General features: G+C 32.2%; 16 protein-coding genes. 12 read left to right on the top strand and 4 right to left on the bottom strand.

All coding sequences use genetic code 11. The features are described 5' to 3' along the window. Positions 1-109: 109 nt before the first annotated feature. Positions 110-712 carry an ACP phosphodiesterase gene (locus tag H0I32_RS14425; protein ID WP_179314336.1) on the bottom strand — a complete coding sequence of 201 codons (603 nt, stop codon included), beginning with the start codon at positions 710-712 and terminating at the stop codon, positions 110-112. Positions 713-790: 78 nt separating this feature from the next. On the opposite strand from H0I32_RS14425, the gene glmM reads away from it, so the two are divergent. Together glmM and H0I32_RS14435 are read left to right on the top strand one after the other, a co-directional pair. Beyond that, the gene (gene glmM / locus H0I32_RS14430; protein WP_173588547.1) at positions 791-2,179 is read left to right on the top strand and encodes a phosphoglucosamine mutase; all 1,389 of its coding nucleotides are present in this window, start codon (positions 791-793) and stop codon (positions 2,177-2,179) included. Positions 2,180-2,260: 81 nt separating this feature from the next. Further along, the gene (locus H0I32_RS14435; protein ID WP_246293634.1) at positions 2,261-3,766 is read left to right on the top strand and encodes an aminotransferase class V-fold PLP-dependent enzyme; all 1,506 of its coding nucleotides are present in this window, start codon (positions 2,261-2,263) and stop codon (positions 3,764-3,766) included. 237 nt (positions 3,767-4,003) lie between these two features. Here the strand turns inward: H0I32_RS14435 and H0I32_RS14440 are convergent, their stop codons facing one another. Continuing rightward, a complete protein-coding gene (locus H0I32_RS14440) occupies positions 4,004-4,894 on the bottom strand; it encodes a lysophospholipid acyltransferase family protein (RefSeq protein ID WP_179314335.1) in 891 nt (296 codons plus the stop codon). Positions 4,895-4,954: 60 nt separating this feature from the next. Between H0I32_RS14440 and H0I32_RS14445 the strand changes: the two genes are divergently transcribed. Together H0I32_RS14445 and H0I32_RS14450 are read left to right on the top strand one after the other, a co-directional pair. Beyond that, positions 4,955-5,608 (top strand): rhomboid family intramembrane serine protease, encoded by a 654-nt coding sequence (locus tag H0I32_RS14445; protein ID WP_179314334.1) that lies wholly within the window; start codon positions 4,955-4,957, stop codon positions 5,606-5,608. A gap of 105 nt (positions 5,609-5,713) precedes the next feature. After that, complete coding sequence (locus tag H0I32_RS14450; protein WP_179314333.1) at positions 5,714-7,522, top strand: hypothetical protein; 1,809 nt, start codon at positions 5,714-5,716, stop codon at positions 7,520-7,522. 79 nt (positions 7,523-7,601) lie between these two features. Here H0I32_RS14450 and H0I32_RS14455 read toward each other — a convergent pair whose 3' ends face one another. Together H0I32_RS14455 and H0I32_RS14460 are read right to left on the bottom strand one after the other, a co-directional pair. Beyond that, positions 7,602-8,735 carry a TlpA disulfide reductase family protein gene (locus H0I32_RS14455; RefSeq protein WP_246293633.1) on the bottom strand — a complete coding sequence of 378 codons (1,134 nt, stop codon included), beginning with the start codon at positions 8,733-8,735 and terminating at the stop codon, positions 7,602-7,604. 250 nt (positions 8,736-8,985) lie between these two features. After that, complete coding sequence (locus tag H0I32_RS14460) at positions 8,986-9,720, bottom strand: DUF4369 domain-containing protein (protein ID WP_179314332.1); 735 nt, start codon at positions 9,718-9,720, stop codon at positions 8,986-8,988. Positions 9,721-9,871: 151 nt separating this feature from the next. Here H0I32_RS14460 and mnmE point away from each other — a divergent pair, with 151 nt between their 5' ends. The 8 genes from mnmE to H0I32_RS14500 all read left to right on the top strand — a co-directional run bounded on the left by mnmE (position 9,872) and on the right by H0I32_RS14500 (position 17,305). Next, a complete protein-coding gene (gene mnmE, locus H0I32_RS14465) occupies positions 9,872-11,278 on the top strand; it encodes a tRNA uridine-5-carboxymethylaminomethyl(34) synthesis GTPase MnmE (RefSeq protein ID WP_173588552.1) in 1,407 nt (468 codons plus the stop codon). 130 nt (positions 11,279-11,408) lie between these two features. Then, complete coding sequence (locus H0I32_RS14470; protein ID WP_246284990.1) at positions 11,409-11,861, top strand: helix-turn-helix domain-containing protein; 453 nt, start codon at positions 11,409-11,411, stop codon at positions 11,859-11,861. A 7-nt stretch (positions 11,862-11,868) separates the two neighbouring features. After that, positions 11,869-12,963, top strand: a complete 1,095-nt coding sequence (locus tag H0I32_RS14475) for a site-specific integrase (RefSeq protein WP_179314331.1) — start codon at positions 11,869-11,871, stop codon at positions 12,961-12,963. Further along, the gene (locus H0I32_RS14480) at positions 12,963-13,910 is read left to right on the top strand and encodes a DUF6617 family protein (RefSeq protein ID WP_179314330.1); all 948 of its coding nucleotides are present in this window, start codon (positions 12,963-12,965) and stop codon (positions 13,908-13,910) included. The genes H0I32_RS14475 and H0I32_RS14480 overlap by 1 nt, the downstream gene beginning before the upstream one ends. Before the next feature lie 156 nt (positions 13,911-14,066). After that, positions 14,067-14,369 (top strand): helix-turn-helix domain-containing protein, encoded by a 303-nt coding sequence (locus H0I32_RS14485; RefSeq protein ID WP_013622770.1) that lies wholly within the window; start codon positions 14,067-14,069, stop codon positions 14,367-14,369. Next, complete coding sequence (locus H0I32_RS14490) at positions 14,366-14,662, top strand: helix-turn-helix domain-containing protein (RefSeq protein ID WP_013622771.1); 297 nt, start codon at positions 14,366-14,368, stop codon at positions 14,660-14,662. The genes H0I32_RS14485 and H0I32_RS14490 overlap by 4 nt, the downstream gene beginning before the upstream one ends. Next, positions 14,649-15,557 carry a BT4734/BF3469 family protein gene (locus H0I32_RS14495; RefSeq protein WP_179314329.1) on the top strand — a complete coding sequence of 303 codons (909 nt, stop codon included), beginning with the start codon at positions 14,649-14,651 and terminating at the stop codon, positions 15,555-15,557. Before H0I32_RS14490 ends, H0I32_RS14495 begins: the two co-directional genes overlap by 14 nt. Continuing rightward, positions 15,554-17,305, top strand: a complete 1,752-nt coding sequence (locus H0I32_RS14500; RefSeq protein ID WP_179314328.1) for a DUF3987 domain-containing protein — start codon at positions 15,554-15,556, stop codon at positions 17,303-17,305. Before H0I32_RS14495 ends, H0I32_RS14500 begins: the two co-directional genes overlap by 4 nt. The last annotated feature ends 17 nt before the right edge of the window (positions 17,306-17,322 follow it).

Below are 17,322 nucleotides of genomic sequence, written 5' to 3' on the forward strand. Positions count from 1 at the left end.
CAGTGGTATTTGTAGATATATGTAATAAATGTCATTATATTATTATATTAATAATTTTAAGATAAAATAATGAGGCTAATGAAATTTTTGTTTTTTTAAGTAGTGAGCTTTATATCTTGAATTGATTTTTTATTTCTATCCGTTTTAAGCGACTAAATTCCATTAAGTCTTCAAAAAACAAAGTAAAGTCTTCTTCAAAGTCCTCATAAAATTCTTTGAGTTCATTGACTGCTTCATTCATCTTAGAACGGCCTTCAGTTCTTTTATTCATTCCATTTAATACTTTTTGAATGCCTTCAATAGTAGCATAACTAAGTAGCCAATTATCTTCGATCATAATTGGAGTTAAGGCTTGAAATCTTGGAGGTAAATTGTCAAGGTTTTCAATGAGGTTTTTATAGAAGTTAGATATATAAAGTTCTAAAGGAACGTCAGAGTACGTTTTCCAGTTTTTAGCTAAAAAATGATCGAAAAATATATCGACAATCACACCACTGTAATGCCCATAACCTCTATGTAGTCTTTTTGTACACTGTCTAAAAAGAGGATGTGCATCTGTAAAAGTATCTATATGCCGATGCAACATAATACCCGCTTGAATTTCTTTAGGGTAGGTTTTGTATTTATTACCTCTTACACCATCGGCAGCAAAGTTTCCAATAGTGATAAGTTTGTGGTCTCCTGAGAGGTATATATGGGCTAGAAAGTTCATCTTTCGAAATTACAAATTCATAATAACAAAATCGTTAAAAAGGGGATATCTCTTTATATTTGTAAAAAAATATTCTTTATGACATTGATAAAATCTATTTCAGGAATTCGTGGAACTATTGGAGGTTCTGTTGATGATAATTTAACTCCAATTGATGCGGTTAAATTTGCAGCAGCTTATGGAACGTGGTTAAAGCAGCAACGCAGTAAGGATAATTATATTGTGGTTGTTGGTCGTGATGCACGTATTTCTGGAGAAATGATTCAGAACTTGGTAATGAATACCTTAGTAGGTTTAGGAATTCACGTTATTGATTTAGGCTTATCTACAACGCCTACTGTTGAAATTGCTGTGCCTATGGAACATGCAGATGGAGGAATTATTTTAACAGCAAGTCATAATCCAAAACAATGGAATGCCTTAAAGCTTTTAAATGCTAAAGGTGAATTTTTAAATGGATCTGAGGGGCAGAAGATTTTAGAAATCGCAGATTCTAATGCTATGAATTTTGCAGAGGTAGATGACTTAGGGAAAATTACGGTGAATGATGCTTACATTGATTTACATATTGATGAGGTTTTAAAATTACCATTAGTAAATAAAAAAGCTATTGAAGCTGCTAACTTTAAAGTGGTTGTTGATGGCGTAAATTCTACAGGAGGAATTGCTATTCCTTTATTATTAGAACGTTTAGGTGTAGAGCCTGTTAAATTATATTGTGACCCAACGGGGCATTTTCCTCATAATCCAGAACCTTTAAAAGAACATTTAGGCGATTTAGCAAAAGCAGTTGTAAAAGAACACGCTGATTTTGGTATTGTTGTAGATCCTGATGTAGATCGTTTGGCTTTTATGGATGAAACAGGTGAAATGTTTGGTGAAGAATACACTTTAGTTGCTTGTGCAGATTACGTTTTAAGTAAAAACCCAGGAAATACAGTAAGTAACATGAGTTCTACAAGAGCGTTGAGAGATGTTACAGAAAAGTATGGAGGAACTTACGAAGCTAGTGCTGTAGGCGAAGTAAATGTTGTAACATTGATGAAGAAAAATAATGTTGTTATAGGAGGAGAAGGTAATGGAGGTATTATTTATCCAGAATCACATTACGGACGAGATGCTTTAGTTGGTGTGGCTCTATTTTTAAGCTTATTAGCAGAAAGACAGATAAAAGTAAGTGAGTTACGTGCTTCTTATCCTAACTACTATATGAGTAAAAAGAAAATTCAATTAACACCAGAGTTAGATGTCGATGGAATTTTAAGTACTATGGAAGCTAATTATAGTCATGAAAAACTGACGACTATTGATGGTGTGAAAATTGATTTTGCAGATAGTTGGGTGCATTTACGTAAAAGTAATACAGAACCTATAATAAGAATATATACAGAAGCACCAAGCCAAGAAGCTGCAGATATTTTAGCTGATCGTTTTATTGCAGAAATTAAAACGATTGCTAATATCTAGTCTTGAGATATTAGATTGAATTAGATTAAAGCTAGAGTAATAAAAAAGATTAAGATAGGTCTTAATTGGTAAAGTGATAGAATGATGATTTTAGAAACAAGCACAAATAAAGTAACTGAATTAGAAACTTATTTTAGTCAGTTTAGACAACATATTATTGGTCAAAATCAAATGTTTGAATCACCTTTTGGTGAACAAAAAATCATTTATACCGATTGGACAGCTTCTGGTCGTTTATACCGACCTATTGAAGAAAAGTTATGTAACGATTTTGGACCCTTTGTGGCCAATACACATACCGAAACTACAGTGTCTGGTACAGCAATGACAAAAGCCTACCATAAAGCGAAGCATATTATTAAAGATCACGTTAATGCTAATGAGGATGATATTTTAATTTGCTCAGGAAATGGTATGACTGGCGTGATTAATAAGTTTCAAAGAATATTAGGATTAAAAATTCCTGAGAATTTAAAAAACTTTACAACGATTCCAGATGAAATGCGCCCCGTGGTTTTTATTTCGCATATGGAACACCACTCTAATCAAACCACATGGTTAGAAACTGTAGCAAAAGTTGAAGTGGTTCCGCCAGATGAAGATGGTTTATTTTGTTTGAAGAATTTAGAAGTATTATTACATCAATATAAAGATTGTACCATTAAAATCGCTTCTGTTGTTGGGGCATCTAATGTTACAGGAGTTCAAGTTCCTCATCATGATGTGGCAAAACTGATGCATCAACATGGAGGTGTCTGTTTTGTAGATTTTGCTTGTTCTGCACCTTATGTTGCTATGGATATGCACCCTGAAGATGAAGCAGCACAACTAGATGCTATTTTCTTTTCACCTCATAAATTTTTAGGAGGACCAGGAACTTCAGGTGTTTTAGTATTTAATAAAAAACTATATAAAAATATGGTTCCCGATTGTCCAGGAGGTGGAACTGTAAGTTGGACGAATCCTTGGGGAGAACACAGATATATCGATAATATTGAAGACCGTGAAGATGGTGGTACACCAGGATTTCTTCAAACTATAAAAACAGCACTTTCTATTCGTTTAAAAGAACAAATGGGAGTCGATAATATCTTAAAGCGCGAGCATGAGTTGGTCGCTATTATTTTTGATAAGTTAGATGGTATTTCTAATATCAATATTCTTGCTGGTCAACATAAAGATCGTTTAGGGGTAATTTCATTTTACATTGATGACTTACACTTCAATCTAGCTGTAAAAATATTGAATGACAGATTTGGTATTCAAACACGTGGTGGTTGTAGTTGTGCTGGTACTTATGGTCACTTTTTACTTCATGTAGATCAGCAAATGTCTAATGAGTTAACTAATGAGATTTCTATTGGAGATTTAGTACGCAAGCCAGGTTGGATTCGTATGTCTATTCATCCAACAACTACAAATTCTGAAATTGAATATGTTTGCAATAGTATTGCAGACTTAGCTAAAAATCATATTGATTGGGCTAAGGATTATGATTATTCTAAATGCAATAATGAATTTATTCACAAGTCTATAGCTAATGTAGATTGTAAAGCGACTAATGTAGATGCTTGGTTTGAGTTGTAAGAACTAAGCTTTTTACTTTGATATTTTTTGAGAAAAATACTTTCACAAAGATTCTTAGAGTTTACACAAGAAGTACGGAGAAAAAAAATAAGAAGTAAAGTTTGATTTTTTATTTTAAAATGAAAAACTAATTTACAGAAACCCGAGACTGCTGCAGAAAACCTAGTTTAAATACTAAAATAGTCTTTGCCTCTTATAAGTAGAATTACGCTTAGATTCTTTTTGTAAAGGGATTAATTAAAGGAATTTAGCAGGTACTTTATCTCTGTGTTTCCATCGTTTATGAGTCCAAAGGTAATATTGGGGTGCTTCAAGAATTTCTTTTTCTACTAATTTGAAAAATAAATCGGTGATTTCGTAATCCTTAAATTCTTTTGGGTGTTCTGTAATTGTTTTAAAAGTTGTTTCGTAATAACCGCGTTTAATACGTTTTACACTAAAAAATACAACAGCCATATCCAATCTTTTTGCTAATATTTCAGCACCTACGTACATGGGTACTTTTATACCCATAAATTCATTCCAATGAAAGGCTTTGGTTGCTTTTGGAGATTGGTCAGATACAAATCCGTTAATTGTTAATTCACCTTTTTTCTTACTATCATAAAGAACTTTATAAGTTTCCTTAGTGGTGATGAGGTGTGAGTTGTATTTTGCTCTAATGCGTTTTACTAATTTATCAAAATGCTTATTGGCTAAACGTTTATAAACAGCATAACCTTTATGTTTTACGTGTTTTTGTAAAATGAAAATCCATTCCCAGCTTCCATAATGTGCACACATTAAAATGATGCTGCGTTGTTTTGCTTCTAAATCACTAATAAGTTCTACGTTGGTAAATTTGAAGCGTTTATTCATTTGCGCTTCTGTAATTGTTAATGATTTTATAGCTTCGACCATCATATCACAAAAATGATGGTAAAACTGACTCGTTATTTTAGAGACTTCTTTTTCTGATTTATCAGGGAAAACCAATCTTAGATTTTCTTTTACAGTAGACTTACGGTAGCCTATAACTCTGTAAATTAAAAAGTAAATAACATCAGAAAGCCCATAGAGTAATCTAAAAGGTAATATAGAAACTAGCCAAAGAATTGGGTAGATTATGATGTAAGCAATAAGTTGCATTAAACTATGTTAGTGTTAAGGCGCAAATATATTATATTTGATTTATAAGATTTAGAATTTATGTATAATTTAAGTATCGTAACAATAGTAATCATTGTTGCAAACGCTCTTTTTTCCTATAAAGGATTTGGTGATCGTATGTTTTTTGAACGCTATAAATTTAATGTTGGGAGCATAAAACGCGGTGAGCAAATAAGAATGATTAGCTCTGGATTCTTACATGCAGATATTACACATTTATTGTTTAATATGTTTACACTTTACATGTTTGCAGATGCTGTAATTATGCAATTAGGTTCTGTTAAATTTGTTATTATTTATATGGCGAGTTTAATATTTGGAAACTTACTTTCGCTTTATTTTCATAAAGATGAAGATTGGTATAGTGCAATAGGAGCTAGTGGAGCTGTTACCGGAATTTTATATGCCGCTATTTTACTTCAGCCACAAATGAGTTTATATATGATGTTTATACCAATCCCTATTCCAGGTTATATATTTGGTATTGGTTACTTACTTTATTCAATATATGGAATGAAAAATAGAATTGGTAATATAGGACATGATGCTCACTTTGGTGGTGCTATTGGTGGTTATGTGGTGACATTAATAATGATGCCAAGCCTATTTAAAACCGATTTATTGCATGTTGGTATTTTGGCAATCCCTATCATTATTCTTTTTGTACTCTATAAAACAGGGAAACTTAATTAAGTGTTAGCTTATTAAATAAAGGTTGAGGTTGTATGACAATTGTCATGTTTTTTAGAAAGTGATGAGTCTATATTCGTAGCTTATCTAATTTTAAAAATAAAAAAGATGGCTTCATCTCACCTAACACATAATTTTCATATCCCAGTTATGGGATTAGCTTATACTATAGATAGCCCAATTAGAGTGGCTCAATATGGTATTTCGTCTGTAATATCTATTATAGATGACGAGCTTGTAGAAAAAATGAATGCTTTTTATAGTAAGAAATTCAACTTACCATATAAAGAAATAACAAAAAAGGCACACGACTATCGTGCAGAACGTATTACGTCCTATTTAAACTTAGCGGATACCATTGTAAAAGACAAATTCTCAAAGTTTAAAGCTGAATTATCGGAAAGTAAATTGGCTTTAGAAAACTTTATTTCAACCTTACCGCATAAGTCAGACTTTAAAGAAGGGCTTTCTAACTTATTACAAGAAGGAGCAGCGTTTAAGGACCACATTAAAGCTTATTTAGAAACACATTTAAAAGCAGGGGATATTGATGTTAACATCATGACCAAAGTTGATAAAGATAATTTTGAAAAAGGGGAACAACTTCCAACCGCGTTTAATGATGCTCATGCTTCACTTAGAGGATTTGCTAATAGTAACCTAAGTTCTTCTGTAGTACTTTCTGCAGGAATGAATCCACGACTGTACAGTTATTTTGAGAACTTTAAAGACTTCTTTCCTGATGCAAATGGACAATTAAAAAAGAAAATCATTTTAAAAGTTAGTGATTATCGTTCTGCAACGATTCAAGGAAAATTTTTAGCAAAAAAAGGACTTTGGGTTTCAGAATATAGAATAGAATCGGGATTAAACTGTGGCGGACATGCTTTTGCTACCGAAGGTTTTTTATTAGGTCCTATTTTAGAGGAATTTAAAACTAAAAAATCAGAATTAATAAACGATACTTATGAAGTTTATGTAAAAGGCTTAAGTCAAAAAGAATTGGTAATACCAGAGCAACCTTTAGAGTTGAAAATTACTGTTCAAGGAGGAGTTGGTACTGCTGATGAGCAATCTTTTTTACTTGATAATTATAATGTTGATTCTGTAGGTTGGGGAACACCGTTTTTATTAGTGCCAGAAGCCACCTCTGTAGATAAAGTAACACGAGATTTATTAGCAAACGCTAAAGAAAAAGATTTGTATTTAAGCGGAATATCACCTTTAGGAGTTCCTTTTAACACTATTAAAGGTACATCTAATGAATTTCATAAACAAAAACGTATTGATAATGATAAAGCAGGAAGTTCTTGTCCTAAAAAATTATTGGCTCTAAGTAAAGAGTTTGGAGCCGAAGGGATTTGTACAGCTTCTAAGAAATATCAGGATATTAAATTGGAAGCATTAGAATCTGAAAAAGCAGATTTATCTTCAAAAGCTTATGCTAATGCAAAAGCTAAAATTACCGAGAAAGCTTGTCTTTGTGTAGGTTTAGCAAATGCCTCTTATTTAGAAAATGAGATTAGCATAAAAGGGCAGGAGCAAGGCGTTGTTATATGCCCTGGTCCTAATTTAGCTTATTTTGATAAGGAAGTCTCTTTGTTTGAAATGATGAAGCATATTAATGGAAATGCATCTGTACTTTCTAATGCTAAGCGTCCTAATATGTTTGTTAAAGAATTAAAGATGTATATCGATTATTTAAAAAATGAAATAGAGACTATGTCTGAAGATCTTTCTGCTAAACAAATAAAAAAATGGAATGCTTTTAAAAGCCATTTATTCGATGGTATTGCATACTATCAAGATGTGTTTGTAGCTTCAGTTTCTTCAGAATATAAAACTATTCAAGAAGAACTTCAGATAAATAAAGAAGAATTGATAGCTGTTAAAATTCCCGAATTAGAATTGGCTTAACTTTTCTATTTAGAATTTTATTAACTTATTGACATAAAAAAAAAGCCTTTAAATTTTCTTTAAAGGCTTTTTTTGATGTTTATTTTAAAAGTTCTTGCACTTTTAATTCCAATGCTCTTCCTCTAAGGTTTTTAGCTGCAATTTTACCATCTTTATCTAAGATAAAAGTGGCCGGTATAGCTGTAACATTGTAAAGTTCTACAATAGGATCTTTAAAATATTGTAAATTAGAAACATGCGTCCAAGTTAATTTATCTGTTTTAATTGCGTTTAGCCAAGCGTTTTTAGGATCTTTTTGATTGCGTGTTCCATCTAAAGATACCCCAATAATTTCTAGTCCTTGATCATGGTATTTGTTGTAGATTCTAACCACATTAGGGTTTTCGCGACGGCAAGGTCCGCACCAAGCGGCCCAAAAATCTATAATGGTCACTTTACCTTTTACATCATTGAGACTAACCATTTTACCATCAAGATTTGGAGCTTCAAAATTTGGTGCTACTTTACCTATTTCAATTTGAGCTGTTTTTAAGTAATCAGCCAATGCTTTGTCGAGATTTATTTTAATGGCAACACCTTCAGGAGAGTTTTGTATATCAGCATCTAGTTTGTTAAAAGCTTCAATATAGTCTTCGATGTTTGTATTGTCTTTAGAGTTTTTTTGTTTTATTAAAACTAAACTGTAATAGCTACTTCTGTTTTTATCAATGAAATTTAAAGGTGCTTCTTTTTGTTTATTTTGCACTATGGTATAAAGTTTAGAAATAGAATCTCTTGTTGTTCTATTTCTTAATTGCATTTTTAAAGCCTCAGCTTCTTTATTTAATTCTTGTAGATTATCATTGTACGTTTTATAGTCTGCATTAGATTTAGAACCAACGACTGTAGATTGTGTAATATCAGATTTGTTAATAGTTATATCAATCTGATTATTTTCTAGCATAAAATCTAACTCTCCTTTTACAGAATTTACAGTTATTAAATGAAGTGTAGGGTTTAATACCTTACCTGTAAAAGTGAATTTTTCATTAACAACGATAGCTGTATCAATGACTCTTGTTCTTCCATTTTGCTGTTTCACTTTTAAATAAGTGCGCACACCATTGTAGATGTTTTTAGCCGTTCCGTTAATAATAAAATCTGTTCTTTTTGGTTCTGTTTTGCAGCTTAAAAAAAGTAAACTAATTATTGCAATTGTAACGAGTCTTTTCATAATAGATAGTTTGTATACTACAAATATAAAAACAATGGTTAAATAGTAGCTCTATAAATTAGAACTCTTAAATGTAGATAATGCTATAGATCTAGAAAAGAAAAATTAATAAGAAAGCAGTACAAACTAAAAAAAAGCTGAACAATCTGAAGATTGTCCAACTTTAATTTATATTCTAACTTTTAGTTCTAATGCCTTTCCTTTGGGTTTATAGTATTACCATCGGGGGTTGTAGCTTCAAAACTTGGTGTTACTTTTCAATTTTAGGTTGATTGGTTTTTAAATAGTTATCAAGTAAGTTTTCTAGTTTTAATTTAATTTCTATTCCTTTTTTAGAAGATTTAATTTCAGAGGATAAGTTATTAAAGGCATCCATGTATTTTTTTGCGTCTAATTTTTTGTTATTTAATTGTTTACTGATTAGGAATAAACTAAAAAAATTATCCTCATTATTATTAATGAAGTCAATGACATATTGAGTTTTTTTATTGTCAATGATTTTCATTTGATTAGAAAGTGAGTCTAGTTTTGTTTTATTATTTTGAGATCTATATTTTCTAAACTCTTTTACAGTTGCAAAAATTTCTTTATCAAGTTTATTAAATCCAATATAAAAACGATCATAATCTTCCTGCGCTTTAGACCCCGTTATTTTAGATTCTTCTATTTTAGATTTATTAATGTCGATATTGATGTTACTGTTTTCAACCATTATAGATAGTTTTCCTTGTATGCCATCTATTGTAACATTGTATAACGTTGGCATATCTACTCTTCCTTCAATAAAAAAGCTTTCGTTCTTAACCATTCTTGTACTCACTATTTTATCTTTTTCTTTATCATCAGAGCTTTTTAGATGAATTCTAACACCATTATAAACTCCTTTTGCAGTACCGGTAATCGTATAATGAGGGAGTTTAGGTTCTGCTTCTTTACAGCTAAAACATAATAGACAAGTAAAAATAAGGAGGCATAGATTTTTCATGAATTAATATTGTTCTTTATTAAAGTGTGCATTGCAAATATAAAAACAATGATTAATAGTATGCTTATAAAAGCGACCACTTAAAAGTTGGCAAGGATAATGTTTAATCAATCGCATAAATTACAATACTTTTGCATTAAAGAATTAGAATATGCATAATGATACCATTGTAGCTTTAGCAACACCCTCTGGGAGTGGAGCTATAGCAGTTATTCGCTTATCGGGAAAAGAAGCCATAACAATAGCATCTAAAAGCTTTAAATCTGTATCTGATAAAGATCTGAATAAGCAAAAAACACATACCATTCATTTGGGTCATATCGTTGAAGGCGGTAGAACTATAGATGAAGTTTTAGTTTCTGTTTTTAAAGACCCTAATTCTTATACAGGTGAAAATGTAGTAGAAATATCTTGCCATGGATCATCTTATATTCAGCAAGAAATTATTCAGTTATTTTTACGAAAAGGCTGTAGAATGGCGACAGCAGGTGAGTTTACACTGCGTGCTTTTTTAAATGGAAAACTCGATTTGAGTCAGGCAGAAGCTGTAGCCGATTTAATTTCTAGTGATAATGAAGCCTCTCACCAAATAGCTATGCAGCAGATGCGAGGTGGATTTTCTTCGGAAATAGCTAAGCTAAGGGAAGAGCTTTTAAACTTTGCGTCTTTAATAGAATTAGAATTGGACTTTGCGGAAGAAGATGTAGAGTTTGCAGACCGTACACAATTTAAGCAGTTGATAGCGCGTATCACTTTTGTATTGAAACGTTTGATTGATTCTTTTGCTGTTGGAAACGTTATAAAAAACGGTATTCCAGTAGCTATTGTCGGTGAGCCTAATGTGGGGAAGTCTACGTTGTTGAATGCTTTACTGAATGAAGATCGTGCGATAGTATCGGAAATAGCAGGGACGACAAGAGATACTATAGAAGACGAAATTTCAATAGGAGGTATTGGCTTTCGTTTTATAGATACTGCGGGAATTAGGGACACTGAAGATGTTGTAGAGAGTATTGGTATTAAAAAGACCTTTGAAAAAATAGAGCAAGCCCAAGTGGTGCTGTTTTTAATAGGAAGTCCACAATTAGCTGTTGGAGGTAAAGCCATCGCTAATTTTTTAATTGAAATAGAAAAAGTAAGAAATCAGTTTCCACAAAAGCAGTTGTTGGTTATTTTAAACAAAATAGATCAAATAACGGATTCTGAATTAGCAACCATAACTACAGCTTTAGAAGTTAAGGCTTCAAATGTGATTCCTATTTCTGCTAAAACAGGATTTGGAGTGGAGGAATTGACCAATAAACTGCTTAATTTAATTAATACAGGAGCTTTAAGAAATAATGAAACTATTGTTACTAACTCTCGTCATTATGATGCTTTATTAAAGGCTTTTGAAGAAGTGCAAAAAGTACAATATGGTTTAGAAACCGACTTGTCAGGAGATTTGTTGGCTATTGATATTCGGCAAGCTTTATATCACTTTGGTGAGATAACGGGCGAGATAACCAATGATGATTTGTTGGGTAATATATTTGCTAATTTCTGTATCGGGAAGTAACTTACTTTCTTTTATTTGTTAATCCCTTGTTATTGTTGACTTTATAGTATTTTATCTTCTTTTGTTTGTTGTTTATTTGCTCTTTTTTGATTAAATTTGTTGTATATCTGTTGCCTAAAATATAGAATTGTTGCCCATTTCTGTTGGCGAAGATATTGGCGAAATGATGCACCATAACGCACCACGTTGCACCATTACGCTACATAAAGCACCATTTATGAGCAGTAATTTATTCATTCCTAAAACTTGTAAGCATTGCGGTAATGCGTTTACAGCACGCACAACAGTTACTAAATACTGTGGTGATACTTGTGCAAAAAGAGCCTATAAGGCACGCAAACGAAAAGAAAAAATTCAAGCTACTCTTACTGAAGATATGCAACAACAAAAAGAAATTGTTGAGGTTCATAATCCTAATGCAGTAAATAACAAGGATTTTTTAAGTGTTACAGAAGCCTCACAACTTATTGGAGTAAGTAGATGGACCATTCAAAGAATGATACAACAAGGACGTTTAAAAGCAGTTCCTTTTGGTAGAAAGCGTATTGTGGCCAGATGGCAAATAGAAAACCTTTTTAATTAATTACATTATGAAAGTAACATTAAGACAACGCAAGAAGAACGACAAAATAAGCCTGTATTTAGATTACTATCATAAAGGCAAACGTAAAACAGAATACTTACGCTTATACCTTACGCCTAATCCTAAAACCAAAACTGAAAGAGAGGTAAATAAGAAAACCAAACAATTGGCTGAAACTATATGTGCACAGCGACAAATAGAAATTCAAAATGGTATTTATGGCTTTCAAGATATTGAAAAGCTAAAAGGCAGTTTTATTACTTATATCACAGCTTTAGCAGAAAAGAAAAATACAAGCTCTGGCAATTATGGTAATTGGAATAGTATGCTAAAACATTTAAAAAAGTTTTGTCCAACAGATGTTAGTTTTCAAGATATAGACAAATCATTTGTTGAGCGTTTCAAAGAGTATTTAGATAAAGATGCAATAGGTAGAGCAGGTAAGCAACTGTCTCAAAATTCTAAATATTCGTATTATGGTAAATTTTCAGCTGCATTAAAACAGGCGGTCAAAGATGGCATATTAAAAGTAAATCCTGCAAATGGTGTAGAGTATTTTAAACAAGGTGAACCTCAACGAGAATTTTTAACGCTTGATGAATTACAAAAGGCAGTTAATACAGAATGTGAACTACCTATTTTAAAAAATGCTTTTATTTTTTCAGCTTTAACCGGATTACGTTGGTCAGATATTGAAAAACTGATATGGTCAGAAATCCAGCACTCAAAAGAAATGGGATATTATATCCGATTTAGACAAAAGAAAACTAAAGGTGTCGAAACCTTACCAATATCAGACCAAGCAAGAAATCTATTAGGAGAAAAAGGTAATCCAGACGATAAAGTATTTGATGGCTTACATTATAGTGCCTGGTCTAATTTAAAATTACAACAATGGATGATGAAGGGAGGTATTACTAAAACTATTACGTTTCATTGTGCGCGTCATACCTACGCTACCTTACAATTAACTTTGGGTACAGACATATATACTGTATCAAAATTATTAGGTCATAAAGAGTTACGAACTACACAGATATATGCCAAAGTAATTGACGATAAAAAGAAAGAAGCTGCTAACCGTATTCAACTGGATTTATAATGAAAGGAAGTATATTTTCAAGTTTGGTTTCTATAACCAATGGCTTACATAGAGATAATAGACAGGAAAAGGATTTTAAATACTTATTGTCTGATTTTAAATTGAACCAAAAAGCTAATAACGCAGTTTTTAAAGTAAACTTTAAAAAGCCTTTAAATGCGAAAAAAGAATACTGCCAAAAGCTAATATTTAATGAAACAGAAAATACAGTAGCATCATTTGTAAAGGAATTTCCGAAAAATGCAACTACACCAGAAAATAAATACAGCTATACCATTCTACTTAATAAATTTGATAAGTACTTAAATGACATTGCAACTTATATCAATAAAAGAGGTATAACAACAGATTTAAATAATGATGACAATTATATCATAAACTACTTAAAAGTATCTGTAATAAGGTTGTATGCTGAACTACAAGAGCAATACGGACAATTTTCGGAAAATACAAAATTCTCAATTTCTGAAATTGCAGAAAAATACTTTAATGATGAAACTTTTGATGTTAGCTTAATAGAAAAGAACACCACTAAAAAAGTTGCTACCAAAAAAACATCAAAAACGAAAGCAACACCCAAGACTTCTTTTGGATATAAAAGTAATGACACTTCAACTTTGCTAACTGTACTTAAACAAGTAAATCTAAAAATCGACTTGTTAGATAACCGCACAACTGTTGAACATTTGCACCAATTGTTATTAGCAAAAGATTTTGCAAATACAGAATCGCAAATTTATCTTCAATGCGAAACTACACAGTTTAGTTACCTTGTAACAAAACTTAAACCATTTTTTAATGGTTTCAATCCTACCTCAATAGAACGTTCTGGAAAATTTATTACTAAAACAGGTACGCTATTAAAGGCGAATAATCTTCACAAAAACAAAATTCACAACCCAAAAGAAAAGGAAGAAATAGATAAAATCATCCAACAACTGCAATAAAAAACAGTAAGAATAGTAAGAAACCTTACTGTTGTCTTACCCTTGTTTTACACTCTTACTAAAATCGGGAAGCCAATTTTCAACCTTTGTCCTGTTCTTGAAAACCAAGAATGACATTTGGCCAGATGTCCTCATTTATTTAAAACAAAATAAACGATGGACACAAATATCATCGAAAAGTTAGACCGCATTGAAAAACTCTTATTAGAGCAACAAACAATGCAAAAGCAAGTATTAAACTTTAATGAAACTTGCAAGTATTTAGAATTATCCCAATCGCACTTGTATAAACTCACAAGTACGGGAACCATTCCACATTATAAACCGAATGGTAAAAAGATTTATTTCCAAAGAGAAGAGTTAGACCATTGGTTACTGCGTAACCGTATGAACTCAAGAGACGAAATCGAACAGCAAGCTGCCGATTACCTTATTAAGAAAGGAGCAGTGAAGTTATGACTGAAATAATCGATTTACTCTTAACGCTCTCTCAAGAAATAAAGGACATTAAAGCACGTATCGAATTGTTACGACAATCGAGAGCAGAAGTATTAAAAGATACGTGGATAGACAATCAAGATGTATTGCAGACCTTACATATAAGTAAGCGAACGCTACAAACTTTAAGAACCAATGGCACTTTGCCTTACAGCAAAGTAAAAGGTAAATTTTACTATAAAGTTGCTGACATAGAGCAGTTGCTTCAAGACAACTACTACAACCATAATTTCAAGCAAGATGGAAATAAGTAGAGAAGCAATTTTAGACAAAACACATTATGGTTTAAAAATCTATGCCTATGTGTTGAGACAGTATTATCCTAATCAAACAGTCCTTTCTGTAAAAGGAAGGGACTGTGGGATAACTCGAAACCCTTTTAATGGTGGTAAAGAAACCTTACGGATTCATATTGATGGTATTATAGCAACACATCGAGATACAGAATTAGAAGCCTTTAAAGGTGATGTATTCGATTTTGCACAATATCATTTTAGAATAACCGATGAAGAAGATTTGTACCAGAAGATAAATCAAGAGCTACATCTAAATTTAGAAGTCAAGGAAAAAGACGAATTGGAATGGCTTAATGAACCAGACGATACCTGGTATGCCAACTGTAGCTTTTTTAAAGCGCCTGTTCGCAATGTGTTTCCCTCGGAAACCTTGCGATTGCATCAAGTGTTTGCATTAATCACAAGTGATAAATACAAAAGCATTACTGAAGAATTAAGAGCAATTACCAATGTAAAAGAAGCACGTAAATTCAAAGCGAATCGCTTTGATTACGTAACACTTTCAGGAACATTTGAAAAACGAAGCGATAACAACTTGATAAAGCATTCTAATTTATTAACCATTGATTTTGACCATTTAGAGAATCTACAAGAGTTAAGAACACAGCTCTTAAATGATGAATATTTTGAAACCGAAATGCTATTCATATCACCATCTGGTGATGGTTTAAAATGGATTATTAGAATAGATATTTCAGAAGTAACACATTCAGAATATTTCACAGCAGTTGCAAATTACATTAAACACAATTATAACATTGAGGTTGACCAGTCAGGTAAAGACGTTTCCAGAGCGTGTTTTTTACCATACGACCCAACAGCCTTTTTACATAAAAGACATCAAGCATTATGAGTAAAATATTTAATCCAAAAGATTGGTTAGAAGTTCCTAAAGAGCAACCTCAACCAAAAAGCAACACAGCAACAACCAATGTTGTTGCTGTTGCTGATAACGACATTGAACCCTACATTTCAGTAATCGAGCAATCAGGTACAGACATAACAGGAAGTTACGCTATTTGGAGAGATTTAGGCTTTGCATTAGCAGAAGAATACGGAGAAGCAGGAAGAGATTATTTCCACCGAATAAGTAAAAATTATGCAGGTTACGATGCTAAAGAGTGTGATGCACAATTCAATAAATGCTTAAACGCAAAAGGACACGGAATTACAATTGCTACCTTTTATCACTATGCACATCAGTCAGGTGTCAAACCGCCTAAACAACAGTACAACAACGAAGTTGCAACAAACGTTGCAACTGTTGTCGATACACCCAACCAAGCAATGCCTACAATACCAGAAACGGTATATGAGAATTTGCCACAGTTTTTACAACAAGTTGTAAACCCTGCTAATGGACAGGAAGAAAAGGACATTTTATTGTTAGGCGCATTAACAGCATTTAGTGCGTGTTTTCCTAAACTCTTCGGAATCTATGACCAACGTAAAGTATTCAGCAACTTATATTTATTTGTAACCGCACCTGCTTCTGCAGGAAAAGGAAGGCTTAACCAAATTAAAAATTTAGTAGAGCCTGTTCACAAATTAAAACGAGAACAAGCCAAAGTATTAAAGCAACAATTTCAATCAGAAAACGCTACTTACAATATGAACAAAGGCAAAGATGAAAACTTGGAAAAACCGAGTAAACCGCCAGAGCGAATGCTGTTCATTCCTGCTAACAATAGTGTAACAGGCGTATATCAATTAATTTCTGATAATAAAGGCAGAGGTTTAATTTTTGAAACCGAAGGCGATACGTTAGCACAAGCCTTTAAAAGCGATTATGGTAATTATTCCGATGGTTTTCGTAAAGCCTTTCATCACGAAACTATAAGCTATTATCGCAGAACAGATAGAGAATATGTAGATATTGAAAAACCGTGTTTATCAACAGTATTATCAGGTACACCTAAACAAGTGGCGACTCTAATACCCAACGCAGAAAATGGTTTGTTTAGTCGTTTTATGTTTTACTATATGAATATTAAACCAACTTGGAAAAACGTGTTTCAAAACAGCAATAAAGTAGGTTTAGATGATTACTATAACCAATTAGGTAGCGAGTTTTTAGAACTGTATAAAACGCTTAAAAATAACCCAGAGATTGAAATACGATTAACCACAAGCCAACAACAGCAATTCAATACGTTTTTTGAATCCTTACAAACCAAATACATCAACCTACAACCCGAAGAATACATTGCAACAATAAGGCGGTTAGGCTTAATTGCATTTAGAATAATGATGCTATTCACAGCATTCCGCATTATGGAAGATGGTGATGTAAACGCAACTAAAGAATGTGAGGATATAGATTTTGAAAACGCTATAACCATAATTTCAATTTTAGTGAAGCACAGTAGTAAAGTATTTAATGATTTACCAATAGAGCAGAGAGCAACAAAACGTTCAAATAGAAAAGAACGCTTTTTAGAAAGTTTGCCAAAGCAATTTAGCAGACAAGAGTATTTAGATTTATCCACAAAACAGAATATCCCACATAAAACCGCAGAAGGTTATATTACCAAATTTGTAGAAGCAGGATTAATTCACAGAGAAGCACACAATAACTATTCAAATCCTGCAAGGACGTAATTAAGGATATTAAGGAT

This window comes from Winogradskyella sp. HaHa_3_26, from assembly GCF_019278425.1.
Classification (GTDB): Bacteria; Bacteroidota; Bacteroidia; order Flavobacteriales; family Flavobacteriaceae; genus Winogradskyella; species Winogradskyella undariae.